The sequence below is a fragment of the Acinetobacter sp. YH01006 genome (genome assembly GCF_013420445.1).
Lineage (GTDB): Bacteria > Pseudomonadota > Gammaproteobacteria > Pseudomonadales > Moraxellaceae > Acinetobacter > Acinetobacter pseudolwoffii.
In genome coordinates this window covers 17930-36673 of sequence record NZ_VOYB01000013.1, presented here as the reverse complement: position 1 = coordinate 36673, position 18744 = coordinate 17930, and the positions used below count along the sequence as shown (strand labels likewise).

Below are 18744 nucleotides of genomic sequence, written 5' to 3'. Positions count from 1 at the left end.
TGTTCTTTATATTGGAGAGATACCTATGGATCCTAAAAGCGAAGTTTTATTAAGACAATATGATTTTTTGTCGGGTCGCATCTTACTCATTAATGCACCGACAGATGATCTACTCGCTGAATTCGATGCCTCTATCAATCCCGCTGTCTGGACATGGAATTTTAATGATTTTCAATATTTCCAGTCGCAACAAGCAGATGTCCACTTTGGCGCAGAGATGCCTGAAGCTGAGTTTGATCAGGCGGTTATTTTTGTACCCAAGTCTAAAGAACTGCTCAATTATTTACTGCATAATGTGGCAGCACAACTTAAACCGGGCAGCAGTATTTTCCTGGTCGGTGAAAAGAAAGGCGGGATAGAGCGTGCAGCCAAACAGTTGCAGCCTTATGGTAAAACCCTCAAACTGGATAGCGCACGTCATTGCCAGCTTTGGCAACTGGTTCTAGACCACACGGTCGAGAAAAAATCACTTGCTGACTGGGCACAGCGTTATAGCATCTCGACCCCGAATGGTGACCTGAATATTTGTGCCCTGCCAGGCGTGTTTAGTCAAAACCGTTTAGATATTGGGACTGCCACCTTATTACCTTATTTATCACAAGTCACCTCGGGTAAAATCGCTGACTTTGGTTGTGGCGCAGGTGTAATTAGTGCGTATCTGGCAAAGTTGAATCCGAAAAACCGGATTTTTGCCATGGATGTGGATGCCTTTGCGCTGGCCTCCACCCAAATGACCTTTGATGAAAACCAGCTTAGCCCTGAACAGATCGAAATTAAAGCGGTCACTGGCATTGCTGATGCACCCTTGTTCTTGCATGCCATTGTCAGCAATCCGCCTTTTCATATGGGAATCGAGACCGATTACACGGCCAGCGAAACCTTGTGTAAAACTTCGCGTCGTCATTTAAAATCAGGTGGCGAGCTTTGGATCGTGGCCAACCGTTTCTTAAACTACCCGACCCTGATTGAACAAAACTTTGGTCGCTGCACAGTGAAAGCGGATCAACAAGGCTTTAAAGTGCTGTTCGCTAGCACACAAAAAAATGTTAAGGAATCGTGATGAGCGAAACGCAAAATACGATGCAGCTGCAGCGTAAGCTGGGTGCTCGTCATCTGAATATGATCGCTATTGGCGGATCCATCGGTACAGGTCTATTCCTGGCCTCGGGTGCGACCATTGCCAATGCCGGGCCAGGCGGAGCACTACTTGCTTATGCACTGATTGGTGTCATGATTTATTTCTTGATGACCAGTTTGGGCGAACTCGCCACGCATAATCCCACCTCGGGTGCATTTTTCACTTATGGCACTAAATATGTCGAGGGCGGTTTTGGTTTCGCCTTGGGCTGGAACTACTGGTACAACTGGGCCATTACCGTAGCTTTTGAGCTGGTTGCCGTTCAGTTCATCATGAAATTCTGGTTTCCCGATATTCCTGGTGTTTATTGGAGTGCAATTTTCCTGGCCATTATTTTTGGGATTAATGCCCTGACAGTTAAAGGCTTTGGTGAATCTGAATTCTTCTTCTCTCTGGTGAAAGTTGTCGCGATTATTGCCTTTATCATTATCGGTATCTGGATGATCGTGAAGATTATGCTGACCCCAGGCGCAGAAGCATTTGCCAACTGGAGTATTGGTGACGCACCTTTTGTCGGTGGTTTCCAAGCCTTAATTGGCGTGGCGATGATTGCCGGATTCTCCTTTCAAGGAACCGAAATGGTCGGGGTGGCTGCGGGCGAATCGAAAGATCCAAAGAAAACCATTCCGGTGGCAATCAAGCAGATTTTCTGGCGTATCCTGTTATTTTATATCGTGTGTATTTTCATTATCGGCACATTAATTGCCTACAATGACCCACGCTTATTACAGGCGGCTGCGACCGACAATATTGCGCTTTCTCCTTTTACCCTGCTCTATGAAAAGGCCGGCTTTGCCTTTGCTGCGAGCATTATGAATGCGGTGATTTTGACAGCCATTCTGTCTGCGGGTAACTCAGGCATGTATTCCTCTACGCGCATGCTATTTGATATGGCACGTAAAGGTAGTGCGCCAAAACTGTTTGGCCGTCTGGATCCACGTGGTGTACCGATGAATGCCCTGTATGCCACCACTGCAATCGCAGCACTGTGTTTCCTGACCACCTTCTTCGGTGAACAGGAAGTCTTTAACTGGCTACTCAATATGTCGGGCATGTGCGGCTTTATTGTCTGGCTCGGGATTGCGATTTCACACTATCGCTTCCGCAAAGGTTACTTGGCTCAAGGCTACAAACTGGAAGATCTGGCTTATCGCGCCAAGTTCTTCCCCTTTGCTCCTTGGTTTGCTTTTATTCTCTGTGCAATTGTCGTCCTTGGTCAAAACTATCAGGATGTTCTGGCAGGTCAATGGATGGGGGTTCTCTCGACCTATATCAGTATTCCATTGTTCCTAGCAATCTGGTTCGGATACAAATGGAAGAAAAAATCCAAACTGGTGTCTTATCAAGAGATGGATGTACAACCTATGAAACTTGATCAGGAATAAACCATCAGAAATTAAAAAATCAGCCTACGGGCTGATTTTTTAATTTCTTAGATTAGTTATGCCGCATGACAAAATTACGGTCATCAATCACAATCACTTGCTGACAGATCCCCTCTGCCTGACGCTGCTGCTCGAATACATCTGCCGGCATCGCATCAAAACTGTCAAAGAAACTGATCTCATGTTCATCTATTGCATAGATCAATGAATGATTACCGACCCCTTCTAAGGTATCGTAGAAAACAATCACGAAACGGCCTGCTTCCACCTGCTGCTGGATTTCTGCATAAGAGATCACACGCTCTTCAACAGGTATTTTAAGTGTCTGTGCTTGTTGATAAAAATCAAGCTCGACTGGCTGTTTATCTGCATCATATTCGCTAAAAAAAGCAACATCCAGTCCCAGCGTCTGCAAAGCCACTGCAAGGCCAATAGTTGAGGCTCCCATTTCCGGATTGTGACGACAGAGCTGAACCAAGTCCGGAATATGCAGGTCAATTCCATAATGATGGAAAATCATCCAGATCGAGAAAATTCCGCTATTGGCTTCCAGATTTTGTAAATCTTCAGGAATTTCAACACCCATGTTATCACTCAATTACATCTTTAATGACTCAGTGTAGTCAAAATTCAGATATAAAAAAAGCGGCTCATAGGAGCCGCTTTTTTAACAATTCAATAATTAATTATTGAGCTTGTTGTTGACCTTCAACTAGTACAGTACGGCTACCAGTGATCGTCGCGAATACACGACGGTTCATAGCACGACCTTCTTTAGTGTTGTTGTCAGCAATCGGTTGATCCCAAGCGAAACCTTGAGTAGACAAACGAGATGCATCTACGTTGTATTCGTTCACAAGTGAAGATTTAACAGAGTTAGCACGAGCCAAAGATAAACGTTCGTTCAGTGCACGTGGACCAGTGTTATCAGTGTGACCTTCGATGCGAGCAGTAGCGTTTGGATATTCAACTAGCTTCTCAGCAACTTTTGCGATTTCTGGTTTGTATTGATCTTTGATGTTTGATTTGTTGGTATCAAAGAACACACGAAGTTCCATGTTCAGGTCTTCAGTCAACTCTTGTGGAGCTGGAGCAACCGGAGTTACAGGCTCAACTGGAGCAACTTCTACTACTGGAGCAGCTGGTTTCAGACGACCACCTAGAACTACGTTAAGACCAGCAAGCGCTGTATAGTTCCAGAATTTTTCGTCAAAGTGGTAAGTACCACGAGCTTCAGTACGTAGTGCCAATGCATCGTTGATGTGCCAGAATGCACCGATACCAGCGTTACCTAGCGTACCTTCTTCTTCATTACCACGACCTTCGCGATCTACACCATCAAATTTGTATTTGTAGTGACCAGCACCTAACAATGCATATGGTTTGATCTTGCTGTCATAGTTACCAGTAAATACATCAGAAGTTGCGTAGAAGTTACCTGCGATGTTTTGGCCTTTATATTCTGCACCAGGCTCAGCACCGTCAACATCACCTTTAACTTGGCTGTATTCAGCTTCAAAACCTAACCAAGGAGTAAGTTCTACACCAATCGCAGCACCAACGAATAAATCGTCTTGCATTTCACCTTGATTAGAAACTAATAACTCACCATCATTACCGCCATTGTTGTGCTGAGTGTCTTGGAATGTATAACCTAACATCAACGGAGTAACAGTTACGCCTGCATTTGCAACAGCAAAAGGTGCAGCTACAAGCATAGCTAAAGCAATACGACTCATTTTCATGGATTTATCCTCCAGAGATAACAATTGTTGTTCAAGCTCAAGCCCGTAATAGGCCATCCTGAGATAGGCTTTTTATTACCCCAGTTTTATTCTTAAGCTATTCACATGGCATCATACAAACACTTTATTATTTTTCCAAGTGCTTGATTAATTTAATCAAGTAAATTATTGACAAAATTACTTACAATTTCCGTTGTAATTCAGTAATTTTTTACTCAATTTTTTATTCTGAATGACCTATTGTGATTGCCAATTATTTTTTAATCGCTTTCTTGAAATTTGAGTAACGACCAAATCACACGCTCAACAAAGCATAAAAAACGCATAATTAATAACATGTTTCTTATAAAAATAATATATAAATCAGGTAACTCTATGTATAAAAAAATAACAAGAGCGTTCACTATTGTTGAGTTAATTATCTGTATTGCAGTGATTGCAATTTTAGCCAGTATTGCTTTACCTTACTTTCATGAGTATCGTTCCAAACAGGAAGCCAAAAATATCCCAATCAAATTATCTGCGATTAACCGCTATGCACGCAGCCAGGCAGCAGTGTTTCATCAGAATATTGTCATCTGTCCAAGCCAGGATTCCCTGACTTGTCAATCTAACCAATGGAATAAGAATATGCTGGTCTTTATTGATAAAAATAAAAATCGGCAAGTCGATGCGGGCGAACAAATTTTACACATTGATGCTCTAAATCTTAAATATGGCAACCTGAGTTGGCGAGGCGCATTAAGTTCACCAAGTGTCACTTATCAGGCACGTACCGCCCTTCCGATTGGTTCGAATGGCAGTTTCTATTATTGTTCGGCGCAAATCTCCAGCCAGCAGCGTATTGTACTGAGTAAAATGGGGCATATCCGGGTAGAAAGCCTCTCCTCATGCTAACAGAACTATCCAGTTTAAGATTGACTGCGATTAACCCTTCAATCCTAGTTTTTTTTCAATATACTGCTTATGTTTGAGAAATTAATTAAAACTTATACGGAGATATAACAATGACCGACATCGTGATTGTCAATGGTGCACGTACAGCCATGGGTGGCTTTCAAGGCAGCCTTGCCAGTGTAACTGCTCCTGAACTTGGTGCCGCTTCAATTAAAGAAGCAATTGCTCGTGCAGGTTTACAACCCGCAGATATTGAAGAAGTCATTATGGGTTGTGTTCTTCCTGCAGGTTTAAAACAGGGACCTGCACGTCAAGCGATGCGTCAGGCAGGTCTTCCGGATTCGACTGGGGCAGTAACCATTAATAAGCTATGTGGTTCTGGCATGAAAGCAGTGATGCAAGCAGCCGATATGATTAAAGCCGGCTCTGCACATATTGTTGTGGCAGGGGGTATGGAATCAATGACCAATGCACCTTATGTGCTGCCTAAGGCACGTGGCGGGTTCCGTATGGGGCATGGTGAAATCAAAGACCATATGTTCCTAGATGGTCTTGAAGATGCTGAGACAGGTCGTTTGATGGGTTCATTTGCCCAAGATATGGCAAATACCAAAGGCTATACTCGCGAACAGATGGATGATTTCGCCATTCGCTCATTGAAACGTGCACAAACTGCTGTGAATGAAGGCTATTTTTCTGATGAAATCGTAGCAGTTACGGTAAAAACACGTAAAGGTGATGTGGTTGTTGATAAAGATGAACAACCCTTCAATGCCAATATTGATAAAATTCCAACCCTGCGTCCAGCCTTTGCCAAAGACGGCACCATTACCGCTGCCAATGCCAGCTCAATTTCTGATGGTGCATCAGCTCTGGTGATTAGCTCAGCGGATCATGCCGCAGCAAAAGGTTTAAATCCTTTGGCCAAAATTGTTGCCTATGCTTCAAATTCACAGCATCCTTCTGAATTTACCATAGCGCCAGTGGGTGCAATTCAAAAGGTTCTCGATAAAGCAGGCTGGAATGCTCAAGATGTCGACCTCTGGGAAATCAATGAAGCCTTTGCCATGGTGACCATGTGTCCAATGGATGAATTCAAGCTTGATCCTGAAAAAGTCAATATTAATGGCGGTGCCTGTGCCCTGGGTCATCCTGTCGGTTCAACCGGTTCACGTATTATCCTGACTTTGATTCATGCGCTGAAACGTACCGGTGGTAAACGTGGTATTGCTGCACTTTGTATCGGTGGCGGTGAAGCGACTGCTGTGGCGATTGAGTTGCTTTAATTAAAAGCCTCCCTTTTAAAAAAGAGATTTAGAGGGATTTTATAAATCCTCCCCTCTTGCGGAACATCGTTCCTCATCCTTTAATAAAGGAGGGGGAATTTTAGAAATCAAAAAGCCTCCGATTGGAGGCTTTTTATCGTCAAATATTCAAAGCTGTACTTTAAATGATAAGACTTAAAGAATTTCTTTACGAAGTTGCTCAGGTGATTTCATTGACAACAAGCCCGGTGCCACATCAAATGCTGTTTTTGCACCATACTGCTGCATTTGATTTAAACGATAAGTTGCACGTGCATAAGCAACTAAAACGCTGGCTGTAAATTCTGGATTACTTTCTAGTTTTAATGAAAACTCAAGCACTTGTTTATGTGCATCACTGGTGTTTCCACTACGAATCACAAAACCACCATGCGGCATACGCTGGTGATCTTGTGCTAAAGTTACTTCATCAATGAAATTCACAGTCGTGTCATAGTCGGCAAAATAATCCGGCATGGTCACAATCGCTTGCTTCACTGCTTCTGCATCTGCACCCTCTGCAAGCACCACATAACACTCACGGGTATGTTTTTCTTTGGTCGTTAATACTGGACGAACACCACTACGTACTTTCTCAATTGCTTCTGTTGAAGGAATGGTATATTGCACCCCTGCTTTCACACCTTCTACACGACGAATGGCATCTGAATGACCCTGGCTTAAGCCTTTGCCCCAGAAAGTATAGGTTTCACCGTCTGGCAGTAAAGCTTCACCAAATAAGCGATTGATCGAGAACATGCCTGGATCCCAACCAATGGAGATCATCGCAGTTTTCTTGCTGGCTGTTGCAGGTGCATCGACCGCTGCATAATATTCAGGAATACGTGCGTGGGTGTCAAAACTATCGACAATATTAAACTGGCTGGCCAAGATCGGACCTTGTTGCGGTAAGTCGTCTTTTGAACCGCCACATAAAATCAGCACATCAATTTTATCTTGGAAATCTGTCAGTGAGTCCATATGGAACACTTGGGTTGCTGCGAAACAAGGAGATACCGTTTCAGGCGCACGACGGGTAAAAATACCCACAAGTTGTAAATCTGGATTCTTTTGAATGGCGGTTTCAACGCCACGACCCAAGTTGCCATAACCAGCAATACCAATACGGATAGAATTTTGCATAAAGACAAGTCACTTCATCATGAAAAAATTAAAAAAATAAATCAGATGACGATCCCATTAAAATCGCCCTCTTGATTGATTTTGCATACTCGAAAATTAGCGCTCTGCTCGCGTTACTCTCAGCATAAAGATACTTATGCTACAGCAATTCGCAGCAATTTAAAGCATTCAGGATAGTATAGAAACAATCATATCTATCGTCCAAAGCAAACAAAAAGCCTGCATTGCAGGCTTTTTGTTTATAAGAAAAACAGACTTATTTACAGACAAGCTTTTTAACTTTCAGGTTAGGCACCTGTTTGATAATTTGCCTGATTCACCGCGGTCGATGCTTGGTACGGATTTTTAAAATCATTTAAACCGGCAGCCGCCTCCTGAATGTCTTTACCTTCTTTAATCACGAAAGTATCGAAACCAGAACGCTTCATGTAGTTCAACACATCTTTGAATACATCACCAGTGGCACGAAGTTCGCCTTGGAAACCTTGACGGCGTAAAAGTGCCGCAAATGAATAGCCACGGCCATCATTAAAACCGGCGAATTCAATAAAGATTGCATCTAATTGAGCTAGCGGAAATTCATTGCTTTCAGGTGAAGCATCAACGGTTAAGTACAATGCTTTTTTACCTGAAACATGTCGAAGCTGATCTAACTGATCTACCGTCAGAACCACATCACCTTGTGGTAAAACACCCTCTTCACCGATGAGCTGGTAAGTATTTTCTGTCACTGTGCCATCTTTAGAGAGCACTGCGAGTGCGGTATTAAGCATATGCACGCTCCTTGAATGGTTGGATGCCAACACGGCGATAAGTATCGATAAACTCTTCAGCGTCCTGACGTAGATCAAGATAGGTATTTAGAATTTCTTCTACAATATCCGGCACCACATCTGCTGCAAATGACGGCCCAAGAATGTCGCCAATTGAGGCATCATGGTCTGCATTACCGCCAAGCGTGATCTGGTAGAATTCAGCGCCTTTTTTATCAACACCCAAGATCCCGATATTACCGACATGGTGATGACCACAGGCATTCATACAACCAGAGATGTTCAAGTCCAGTTTACCCAAGTTGTAAATGGTATCCAGATCATCAAAACGGCGTGAAATCGCTTCAGAAATCGGAATCGATTTTGCATTGGCCAATGAACAGAAATCACCGCCCGGGCAGCAGATGATGTCGGTCAAGAAACCGATATGCGCGCGTGCCAGATTGTTTTGTTCAAGGGTTTGCCATACAGCAAACAAATCTTTTTGCGGCACATCGACCAGCGAGATATTTTGTTCATGCGTGGTACGTAATTCACCGAAAGTGTACTGATCGGCAAGGTCTGCAATCAGGTTCATTTCTTCAGTGCTGACATCACCCGGTGCAATGCCGGCACGTTTCAGTGAAATCGTCACAATACGATAACCTTTCACTTTATGGGCATTGGTATTGATATTGAACCACTGTTTGAATTTTGGATATTGCGCAAACAATTCAGTAAAATCTTCATCTGCATAATCTTGATAATCAAATGGGGTGAAGTTTTCATCCATTTTTGCCAAGGTGTCTGCATCGATTTTCAAAGTCTTAACAGTATGCGCAAATTCAGCTTCAACTTTCTCAGCAAATACCGCTGGCGTTAAAGCTTTGACCAAAATTTTGATACGGGCTTTATATTTGTTGTCGCGACGACCATGCAAGTTATACACACGAAGCACTGCTTCAAGATAAGCAATCAAGTCTTCACGTGGCAGGAACTCACGGATAAAGCTGCCAATCACTGGAGTACGGCCAAGACCACCACCCACTTTGATTTTATAGCCCATTTCGCCGGCTTCATTACGCACAATATATACACCGATATCGTGAAATGCAGTGGCTGCACGGTCGGTTTCTTCAAGCGCAGAGACTGCAATCTTGAACTTACGTGGCAAGAAAGCAAATTCCGGATGGAAAGTTGACCATTGACGGATCAATTCACAGGTCGGACGCGGATCGGCAATTTCACCAGCCACTACACCGGCATACTGATCCGTCGTGGTATTACGGATACAGTTGCCTGAGGTCTGAATCGCATGCATTTGCACGGTCGCCAGTTCAGCCAGCATATCAGGTACGTTTTCCAGTGCCGGCCAGTTAAACTGGATGTTTTGACGGGTCGAAATATGCGCGTAACCACGGTCATATTCTTTAGCCAAATCAGCCACTTTACGCAGTTGCTTTGAATTCATCAAACCATAAGGCACTGCAATACGTAACATCGGTGCATAACGCTGTACATACAGACCATTTTGCAGACGAAGCGGACGATACTCATCTTCGGTGAGTTTACCGGCTAAATAACGTTCCGTTTGATCACGGAACTGTGCAACACGTTCATTAATCAGTTGCTGATCGAAATCAGTATATAAATACATGGCGTACAGCTGCTAGTAGTTTCTATTATATCGAACGCAAGGATAGCGAGATTAAACCTATCAATAAAATGCTTTTTATACATATTTCATAGCTGTTTTATTGATAAGCCTGCCAAAGTTTCACTGATATCACGGTTTAGCGCATTTAGTTTAGTTTTAAAGCAATAATGCTTTAATTCATCAATCATTAGCAGTTATTTTCATATAGTGATATTTCAATCTTTTACCCTTTTTTGTCTTTTAAATAATTAAAAATATTACCATTTTTCACTCTCACCCAAAAACTGACCGACAAAATCATAACGTATCTTTGAACGTGAAAATTTAATCGGACAGGCCAGTTGTGCTTCGGTCTGCTGACTATCGGGTTTTAATGGAACCTGTACTAGCCATTCTCGCTGTTGCGCTAAATCAGAATGCAAAGCTTCTTCAAGTTTTAGCACCGGCTCAACACAGACATCCAGCGCTGCGAATAGTGTTTGCCATTCCGCTAATGGTTTTGACTTTATTCTATTTTGAATTGCCTGTTTCACCGCAGCATGATCTTCTGGAGCAAAAGAATTGCCTTTTTCTAGAATAATCGGCAGCTCTAAAGCCTGTGCCAATCCCTGCATAAATTGAGGTTCCAGACTGCCAATCGACAGATAACGTCCATCCTGTGTTGCATAATAGTCATAGAAAGTCCCGCCATTCAGATAGCCAGACTCAGGTCGTTGATGCTGATTGCCGGCCAGACTGGCAGATGCGGCCAGATTATTCATGGTGACCACACAATCGGTCATGGAAATATCAATATATTGACCTTTACCGCTGCGCTGGCGTTCGATCACCGCCGCCAAAATCGCAATTACGGCATGCATGGAACCACCGGCTACATCGGCAACCTGAATGCCTAAAGCAGGTGGCCCACTTTCAATCCGGCCACTGTGTCCAGCAATACCGGACAAGGCCAGATAGTTAATATCATGTCCTGCTTTCGCTTTGTAAGTACCGGTTTGGCCATAGCCAGTGATGGAACAGTAAATTAATTTGGGGTTAATTTCGCTTAAGGTTGAGTAGTCCAGCCCAAGCCGTTGCATCACGCCGGGACGGAATTGCTCAATCACAATGTCATAATCTGCAATCTTGGATTTGACCAGTTCGATATTGGTCGGATCTTTCAAATCCAGTGCTACCGATTGCTTGTTTCGGTTCAGATAACTCTGTGAAGTGGCCTGTCCATTGGCAAAGGGGGGCATTAATCGCAACAGGTCCGGGCGGGTCGGTGATTCAATATGCACAACCTCGGCGCCGAGATCAGCCAGATATAATGTCGCGAATGGGCCCGGCAATAATGTAGAAAAGTCTAGAATTTTCAATCCTTTTAAGGTATATGACATTGGGGTATTTGCTCTACTTATATTGCTTTTTTCAGCATCATAGAAACATAAATGCATAAAAACAATGTCATGTTCAGCCATTTACCTTGATAGTTTCGGCAATCTAATATGTAAGAAAATGGCAAAGGTGTTCTTGTAAATTGCCATTGCTTTATTATTTTTCGTCATTTAGGTCAAATATTAGTGAACATTAAAGAGACTGAAGGATTAAACATGAGTCGTGATACGATCAGTATCCATTTCGTCAATGCAGCCTTATCTGGCGTCAAGCGCTTAGGCATGGATGTCGATACTTTATTGTCTCACGTCGGAATTGAAGCAGAACTGCTGCATCAACCTAAAGCCCGTATTTCACCTGAACAATATACCCGCTTTATTAAAATGTTATGGATGGTGACCCAGGACGAGCATGTTGGCTTTGACAAACAGCAACGCCGATTGGGCACTTTTGCCATCATGTGTCAGCTCATCATTCATGCCAAAACCTTAGGTGATGCACTGGAACTTTCCTCGCAGTTCTATAAACTCTTCGGTGATGACTGGTCGGTGACCCTGGAACGTGACAAACACGAAGCACGTCTGGTGCCCCTCATTCCAAATGCAATGGATCCGGATCATTTTATTACCGAAAGTATGCTGATGATCTGGCATGGTCTGGCATCTTGGCTGATTGAACGTCGTTTACCGCTGGAACGTGTGCATTTTAGCTATCCACGTCCAGCCCATGCTGACGAATATGATGCCCTGTTCTTTGCGCCGGTAATGCAGTTCGACATGCCACGCACCGAAATCACTTTTGCTGCGGACTATCTGGACCTGCCGATCCGTCAGAATGAAGAAACCTTAGAGGAATTCTTGAAAGCTGCGCCTGCTCAGCTCTTGGTGAAGTTTAAAAATACCAACTCGCTGACCTCAAGAATCCGTGATGTATTGAAGAGCCAGATTGGCGAAGAAATGCCGACATTGAATGATGTCGCGTCAATGCTGTATTTATCTCCTCAAACCTTGCGCCGCCGTCTGGCAGCCGAAGGTAAAAGCTATCAAGGTGTGAAAGATGCCTTGCGCCGTGATGCCGCGATTCATCTGTTATTGAATCCAGATCTAACCCTCGAAGATGTCGCGCAGCAGGTCGGTTTCAGTGAAACCAGTACCTTCCATCGTGCCTTCAAGAAATGGACCGGTGTAACCCCAGGTCTATATCGCCAGTTGCATGGTTATCATTAATTAAAATTCTCGATATCCTCTTCTCCAGCCCAGGTTTCCAGACCTGGGCTTTTTTTATTGGCAAAAATCATCAAATGATCTGGTCCGTTCTCGTCATTGCACTTCAAAATTTAAGTATTACACTCGAGTCATTAGAATAATTTTCAGCAAATTAATAAAAGGGACATGCTATGAGCGAGGCATATATTATCGACGCCATTCGCACGCCACGCGGAAAAGGTAAAAAAGATGGATCTTTACATCAAGTCAAACCCATTTCATTACTGACTGGCTTGCTTAACGAACTTCAGGCACGTCATCAATTTGATACATCAAAAGTCGATGATATTGTGCTGGGTTGTGTCACTCCGATTGGTGATCAAGGCGCCGATATTGCCAAAACCGCGGCGATCGCAGCGGGTTGGGACAATGATGTCGCCGGTGTACAAATCAACCGTTTCTGTGCTTCCGGTCTGGAAGCTGTCAATCTGGCTGCACAAAAAGTCCGTTCTGGCTGGGAAGATCTGGTCGTTGCAGGCGGCGTCGAATCCATGTCCCGCGTAGCGATGGGTTCCGATGGCGGTCCTTGGGCACTAGATCCTGAAACCAATATGGCCTGTGATTTTATTCCGCAAGGTATTGGCGCGGACTTGATTGCCACGATTGACGGTTATAGCCGCACCGACGTAGACCAGTTTGCCGAGCAATCCCAGAAGAAAGCCGCTGCCGCACAAGCCAATGGTTATTTCAACGCTTCTGTTATCCCGGTCAAAGACAAGGCCGGTGTGGTGATTCTGGACAAAGACGAATTTATCAAACCGACCACAACTGCTGAAGGCTTAGGCAAACTCAATCCTAGTTTCGCGACCATGGGACAGATGGGCTTTGATGCCATCGCCCTACAAAAATATCCTGAAGTTGGCACGGTGAATCATGTGCATCATGCCGGGAATTCTTCCGGAATCGTCGATGGTGCTGCCGTGGTTCTCATCGCATCGGAACAAGCGGTCAAAGAACAAGGTTTAAAACCGCGTGCCAAAGTACTGGCCACGGCGCTGGTCGGGGCTGATCCTACCATTATGCTGACCGGCCCTGCCCCGGCAGCACGTAAAGCTTTGGCTAAAGCTGGCTTGACGATTGATGATATTGACCTGTTTGAAGTCAATGAAGCTTTTGCTGCGGTGGTGATGCGATTTATTAGCGAACTCAATGTTGATCCAGCGAAAGTGAATGTGAATGGTGGTGCAATCGCTATGGGTCATCCATTGGGCGCAACAGGCGCGATGATTCTGGGAACTTTACTGGATGAGTTAGAACGCCAAGGCAAAAAACGTGGACTAGCCACACTGTGTGTCGGTGGCGGTATGGGCATCGCCACCATTATTGAATTGGTTTAACTCAAATATTTAAAGTGTTTGATTCACGTTTTAGTCATATGCAACCTGAGCAAAACCAAAGCACTGCTTTGGTTTTAGCGCAAGATCATTGTTTTACAAAATTAATAGATTTTGCGTATGACAATGGTTTTGCCTACTTTTGCTAAATGAGAAATACATTTCGTAAGGCAGGTCGAACTGAAGCTTAAACCAAGAATTTAGATGAATTTGGAAAGGCTCCGGAATAAGGAAAATTTCTAAAATCTAATCAGGATATTAATGCCAAATTCATCCCATTATGATCTGGATAAAAATTTATGAGCGCAATTCAATATCAAAAAACTGAAGATAATATCGTCATTCTGACCTTTGATTCTCCAAACCAGTCTGCCAATACCATGAATGCAGATTTTCGTAGCGCTTTGGCTGAAACCGTAGAAAAACTCAAAGCTGATGAAAATATTACTGGCATCATTTTCCGGTCTGCGAAAAAAACCTTCTTTGCCGGTGGCGATCTGGATGAACTGATTCAAGCTACACCTGAACATGCGACTGAATTCTTCAACATGATTGAAGAGATGAAAGCACAGATGCGTTATATCGAAACCCGCGGCATTCCGGTTGTGGCTGCACTAAATGGCACAGCACTGGGCGGTGGCTGGGAGATTGCTCTGTGTGCCCATCATCGTATTGCCTTGAATGACCCTAAAAGCAAGTTTGGCCTGCCTGAAGTCACACTGGGTTTACTACCCGGTGGCGGTGGTATTGTCCGTAGCGTGCGCCTGCTCGGCCTGCAAAATGCCTTTCCCTTGTTGATGGAAGGCAAACAGTTGGGTGTAGAGAAAGCCCGATCTTTAGGGCTGATTCACGATGTGGCAGACAATACCGATGAACTCTTAGACAAAGCCATTGTCTGGATCAAAGCCAATCCGAAGTCACAACAGCCTTTTGATGTAAAAGGCTACAAAATTCCGGGTGGTAGCCCTTCAACGCCAGCAGTTGCACAGATGCTGGCGATTGCCCCAGCGATGCTGCGTGATAAAACCAAAGGTTGCTATCCTGCACCTGAAGCAATCATGTCGGCAGCGGTAGAAGGTGCTCAGGTCGATGTCGATACGGCGCTGACCATTGAATCGCGTTACTTTACTTATCTGGCCACGGGTCAGATTTCTAAAAATATGATCGCTACTTTTTGGCATGGATTGAATGCGATCAAATCCGGTGCCAGCCGTCCCCAAAAGGTTGCGAAATGGAAAGCCACTAAAGTTGGCATTCTGGGCGCAGGCATGATGGGTGCAGGCATTGCTTATGTGACTGCCAGCAAAGGCATTCAGGTTATTTTAAAAGACATTTCGATTGAAGCGGCTGAAAAAGGTAAAGCTTATAGCCAGAAACTGCTGGATAAAAAAGTAGCTCAAGGACGTTTATCTGCTGATCAACGAGATCAGGTTTTAAGCCTGATTCAAGCGACTGCATCCAATCAAAATCTGGCCGGTTGTGACCTGATCATTGAAGCGGTGTTTGAAAATCCCGCACTGAAAGCTCAAGTCACACAAGAAGCAGAACAGTATCTTGCCAGTCATGGCGTGATGGCATCGAATACTTCGACCCTGCCTATTACAGATTTAGCTCAGGCTTCAAAAAATGATCAGAACTTTATCGGTCTGCATTTCTTTAGTCCAGTCGATAAAATGCAGCTGGTCGAAATTATCAAGGGGCAAAATACTTCAGCAGAAACACTGGCCAAAGCCTTTGACTTTGTCCAGCAGATTGGCAAATTACCGATTGTGGTAAATGACAGCCGTGGCTTCTTTACCAGTCGTGTCTTTGGTACGTTCGTTCAAGAAGGTTTGCGCCTGCTGGCAGAAGGCGTGCATCCGGCACGGATTGAAATGGCCGCACTCAAAGCCGGTATGCCAGTCGGGCCTTTGGCCATTCAGGATGAAGTGTCCTTGACCCTCTCCGAACATGTGGCCAATGAAAGATACAAAGCCTTAGAAGCACAAGGTCAGACCATCACCAAATCACCCGCAGATGAAGTTATTCACAGTATGATTCATGAGTTTAACCGCAAAGGTAAGGCTGCCGGGGCAGGTTTTTATGATTATCCAGAAAATGGTAAAAAGCAGCTCTGGACGGGTCTCAACCACTGGAAAAAAGAGGTTGATCTTTCTGAACAGGAAATGATAGATCGTTTGCTGTTTGTGCAGGCACTGGATACCGTGCGCTGTCTGGAAGAAGGCGTGCTGGAGTCTGTGGTCGATGCCAATGTCGGTTCCATTTTTGGCATTGGCTTTGCAGCCTGGACGGGTGGCGCGGTGCAATTCTTAAATCAGTATGGTCTGGCCAAGGCGCTGACCCGTGCCAAGGTACTCGAAAATAAGTATGGTGAACGCTTCAAAGCACCGCAACTCCTGAAAGACCGGGCAGCAGAAGGCCAGCCAATTCAATAATTTTGAGCTCTAAATAAAAAGAGGAACTGAGTTGCTCTTTTTATTTTCCGGATCTAGCTGAATCACTGGATACACTCGTCTAATGACAGATTTTGATCTGCTTTTTGATCAATTTATGTTATAAAGTTACATAAGTTTGATATCCACGTGGGTAAGACCTATGACTGATCACAGTTCACCTGAAAAATCCCCTTGGGGTTGGAAAGCACTTATTATCTTCTGTATTTTAGGTGGATTATTCATGTTTATTTTTTGGCTTGCGGTGACGAATGAACCGGATTACATGCCAAGCCAGCAAAATAAACAAACCACCCAGCAGCATGCTTTTAAAAATGCACCGACCATGTCTCCTGAAGCAATTGCGAAGGCTCAAGCAGATCGTGAGGCACGTGCGACTGCCAATACGGCTCATTCCGATACAACAGCGAATGAACATAATATGTCAACTGAAGAACATGCCAACATGGAGAGTGCCGAGCATAGCTCAGCGCATGGCCACTGATCTTGATTCAGTAAGGGCGTAAAAAAGCGAGGTCAATGCCTCGCTTTTTTGTATCTCAATAACTAAAAAATTAAAGCTTTAAATACATATCAATATGCGGGATGCCGCAATCCAGATAGTCTTCGCCCTGAACCTTAAAACCCAATGCCTGATAAAAACCGATGGCATGTACTTGCGAAGACAGTTTTAAATCTTTTCGATGATCTGCTTTGGCATAATCGATAATGGCCTGCATCAATTGCTGCCCGATCTTCAAACCACGATGTGACTTTAACACTGCAACGCGACCTATACTGTTATTCGCCAGCAATCTTGCAGTGGCTATCGCATGCCCCTTTTCATAGACCACAAAATGGATGGAAATGGCATCTTGCTCATCCCATTCCTCTTCAGCAGCGATATTCTGCTCTTGAATAAACACGGCTTCGCGAATGGTTTTGGCATGCTTCGCTAAATCCTCCCAACCACCCGAAACAATTTTAAGCTCTGAATCCTTTAGCATTTAGAACCAATCCCCTGCTGATCCCACTGATTATTCAATAACAATTCCAGTGAATGTTTTTGGATAGCGTACATTTCTTTCAAGTCCTGAATCTGTTTCAAGACCTCCTGATCGGGTTGTTGGTAATCTTTGCGTTTCGTCGCCAGAATCATTTTATTTTTACTGGTATGTTCCAGTGCCACAAACTCAAAAACTTTGGTTTCATAACCATAGGCTTTCAGCAATAACGCACGAATGGTATCGGTCAGCATTTCTGCCTGTTGACCGGCATGAATACCAAATTGCAGCATCGGACTCAGCACTTTTGGCGCCTGTAACTGTGGGCGCAATTCCTTATGGCAACATGGCGCACACATGATCATCTGTGCATTCAGGCGAATACCGCTGTGAATCGCAAAATCCGTTGCCACATCACAGGCATGCAAAGCGATCATTACATCCAGGCGTTTCGGTGCATAAGTACGCACATCGCCCTGAAAAAAGTCGAGCTGATCAAAGCCAGATTGTTGCGCGACCTTTTGGCAGAACTCGACCATTTTCGGATTCAGTTCCACCCCTGTAACCCACGGCGTCTCACCATGTTTTTGCATATAGTCATATAAAGCACAGGTCAGATAGCCTTTACCGGAGCCAAAATCCACCACACGCAGACCTTCGACTTGTGGCTTGAGCTGCGCCAATGCACCCGAAAAAATCTCGACAAATTTATTAATCTGTTTCCATTTACGCGCCATGCTCGGAATGATCTGCGCATTATGATCGCTAATGCCGAGATGCTGTAAAAAGATGCTGTCCTGATCAACATGACGTTGTTTAATCCGGTCATGACCCTGTTCAGCGGACTTGGCCTGAAGCGTCGAGTTTTTGTTTTTAGTACGGGTCAACATGGCTTTTTTCTTGTTTTTTTTTAGCTGTAACTCTTCATCTAGCGTCAGCAAATTGGCTTGCTTGCAACATGCTAATAATGCCGTCACCTGCGCCAGTGCATCCGCTAGAGGATAGTTTTTGGTGACATCCTGAGTTTTATGGCGATACAGACAGCTCATTACTTTTTGCCCATTTAATGAAATGACTCGCAAGGTCATTTTCTCTAAATCCTGCAGTTCACCTTTATACTGGCTTAAGATCAGACGATCAAATTGATCACTTTCAACAGCTTGCTGAAATACATCTAAAAACTGCTGTTCTTGGTCTGAGAGAGTTGCCAACGTTGACATAGATAAAACCTGAAATGAATTGCCCCTCAAGTTTAAATCTTCTTAACCTAAAAGCAAAATTGAATTACTATACAAATGTATATTTTAAAGA

General features: G+C 44.1%; 16 protein-coding genes. 8 read left to right on the top strand and 8 right to left on the bottom strand.

Annotated elements, in window-relative coordinates:
* The first annotated feature begins 25 nt into the window (after window positions 1–25).
* Window positions 26–1060 (top strand): methyltransferase, encoded by a 1035-nt coding sequence (locus FTT73_RS11550; RefSeq protein ID WP_180078647.1) that lies wholly within the window; start codon window positions 26–28, stop codon window positions 1058–1060.
* Complete coding sequence (locus tag FTT73_RS11545; RefSeq protein WP_005097999.1) at window positions 1060–2523, top strand: amino acid permease; 1464 nt, start codon at window positions 1060–1062, stop codon at window positions 2521–2523. Before FTT73_RS11550 ends, FTT73_RS11545 begins: the two co-directional genes overlap by 1 nt.
* Before the next feature lie 52 nt (window positions 2524–2575).
* On the opposite strand, the gene FTT73_RS11540 is transcribed toward FTT73_RS11545, so the two are convergent.
* Window positions 2576–3109: a peptidase C39 gene (locus FTT73_RS11540; RefSeq protein ID WP_180078649.1), complete on the bottom strand. Its 534-nt coding sequence runs from the start codon at window positions 3107–3109 to the stop codon at window positions 2576–2578.
* Between the two features lie 100 nt (window positions 3110–3209).
* Window positions 3210–4268: an outer membrane protein Omp38 gene (omp38, locus tag FTT73_RS11535; protein WP_180078651.1), complete on the bottom strand. Its 1059-nt coding sequence runs from the start codon at window positions 4266–4268 to the stop codon at window positions 3210–3212.
* Window positions 4269–4643: 375 nt separating this feature from the next.
* Here omp38 and FTT73_RS11530 point away from each other — a divergent pair, with 375 nt between their 5' ends.
* Complete coding sequence (locus tag FTT73_RS11530) at window positions 4644–5165, top strand: GspH/FimT family pseudopilin (RefSeq protein ID WP_180191456.1); 522 nt, start codon at window positions 4644–4646, stop codon at window positions 5163–5165.
* Between the two features lie 110 nt (window positions 5166–5275).
* Window positions 5276–6451 carry a thiolase family protein gene (locus tag FTT73_RS11525; RefSeq protein ID WP_159516686.1) on the top strand — a complete coding sequence of 392 codons (1176 nt, stop codon included), beginning with the start codon at window positions 5276–5278 and terminating at the stop codon, window positions 6449–6451.
* A 174-nt stretch (window positions 6452–6625) separates the two neighbouring features.
* Here FTT73_RS11525 and FTT73_RS11520 read toward each other — a convergent pair whose 3' ends face one another.
* From FTT73_RS11520 to FTT73_RS11505, 4 genes are all read right to left on the bottom strand, one after another.
* Window positions 6626–7612, bottom strand: coding sequence for a diaminopimelate dehydrogenase (locus FTT73_RS11520; protein WP_100535384.1), 987 nt, complete (start codon window positions 7610–7612; stop codon window positions 6626–6628).
* Window positions 7613–7899: 287 nt separating this feature from the next.
* Entirely contained in the window at window positions 7900–8385 is a 486-nt protein-coding gene (locus FTT73_RS11515; RefSeq protein ID WP_005098005.1) for a DUF934 domain-containing protein, read from the bottom strand.
* Complete coding sequence (locus FTT73_RS11510) at window positions 8378–10021, bottom strand: nitrite/sulfite reductase (protein ID WP_005098006.1); 1644 nt, start codon at window positions 10019–10021, stop codon at window positions 8378–8380. The genes FTT73_RS11515 and FTT73_RS11510 overlap by 8 nt, the downstream gene beginning before the upstream one ends.
* A gap of 257 nt (window positions 10022–10278) precedes the next feature.
* Window positions 10279–11400 carry a CaiB/BaiF CoA-transferase family protein gene (locus FTT73_RS11505; protein ID WP_180049519.1) on the bottom strand — a complete coding sequence of 374 codons (1122 nt, stop codon included), beginning with the start codon at window positions 11398–11400 and terminating at the stop codon, window positions 10279–10281.
* A gap of 213 nt (window positions 11401–11613) precedes the next feature.
* On the opposite strand from FTT73_RS11505, the gene FTT73_RS11500 reads away from it, so the two are divergent.
* The 4 genes from FTT73_RS11500 (at window position 11614) to FTT73_RS11485 (ending at window position 16934) form a co-directional block, all read left to right on the top strand.
* Entirely contained in the window at window positions 11614–12624 is a 1011-nt protein-coding gene (locus FTT73_RS11500; protein ID WP_005169495.1) for an AraC family transcriptional regulator, read from the top strand.
* A 170-nt stretch (window positions 12625–12794) separates the two neighbouring features.
* Window positions 12795–14000 carry an acetyl-CoA C-acetyltransferase gene (locus tag FTT73_RS11495; RefSeq protein WP_180191455.1) on the top strand — a complete coding sequence of 402 codons (1206 nt, stop codon included), beginning with the start codon at window positions 12795–12797 and terminating at the stop codon, window positions 13998–14000.
* Window positions 14001–14296: 296 nt separating this feature from the next.
* A complete protein-coding gene (locus FTT73_RS11490) occupies window positions 14297–16432 on the top strand; it encodes a 3-hydroxyacyl-CoA dehydrogenase NAD-binding domain-containing protein (RefSeq protein ID WP_180191454.1) in 2136 nt (711 codons plus the stop codon).
* Window positions 16433–16592: 160 nt separating this feature from the next.
* The gene (locus FTT73_RS11485; RefSeq protein WP_034608399.1) at window positions 16593–16934 is read left to right on the top strand and encodes a hypothetical protein; all 342 of its coding nucleotides are present in this window, start codon (window positions 16593–16595) and stop codon (window positions 16932–16934) included.
* Window positions 16935–17004: 70 nt separating this feature from the next.
* Here FTT73_RS11485 and FTT73_RS11480 read toward each other — a convergent pair whose 3' ends face one another.
* Together FTT73_RS11480 and FTT73_RS11475 are read right to left on the bottom strand one after the other, a co-directional pair.
* On the bottom strand, window positions 17005–17436 hold the full coding sequence (locus FTT73_RS11480) for a GNAT family N-acetyltransferase (RefSeq protein ID WP_005098012.1): 432 nt from the start codon (window positions 17434–17436) through the stop codon (window positions 17005–17007).
* A complete protein-coding gene (locus FTT73_RS11475; protein WP_100329179.1) occupies window positions 17430–18653 on the bottom strand; it encodes an SAM-dependent methyltransferase in 1224 nt (407 codons plus the stop codon). Before FTT73_RS11475 ends, FTT73_RS11480 begins: the two co-directional genes overlap by 7 nt.
* Window positions 18654–18744: the final 91 nt, after the last annotated feature.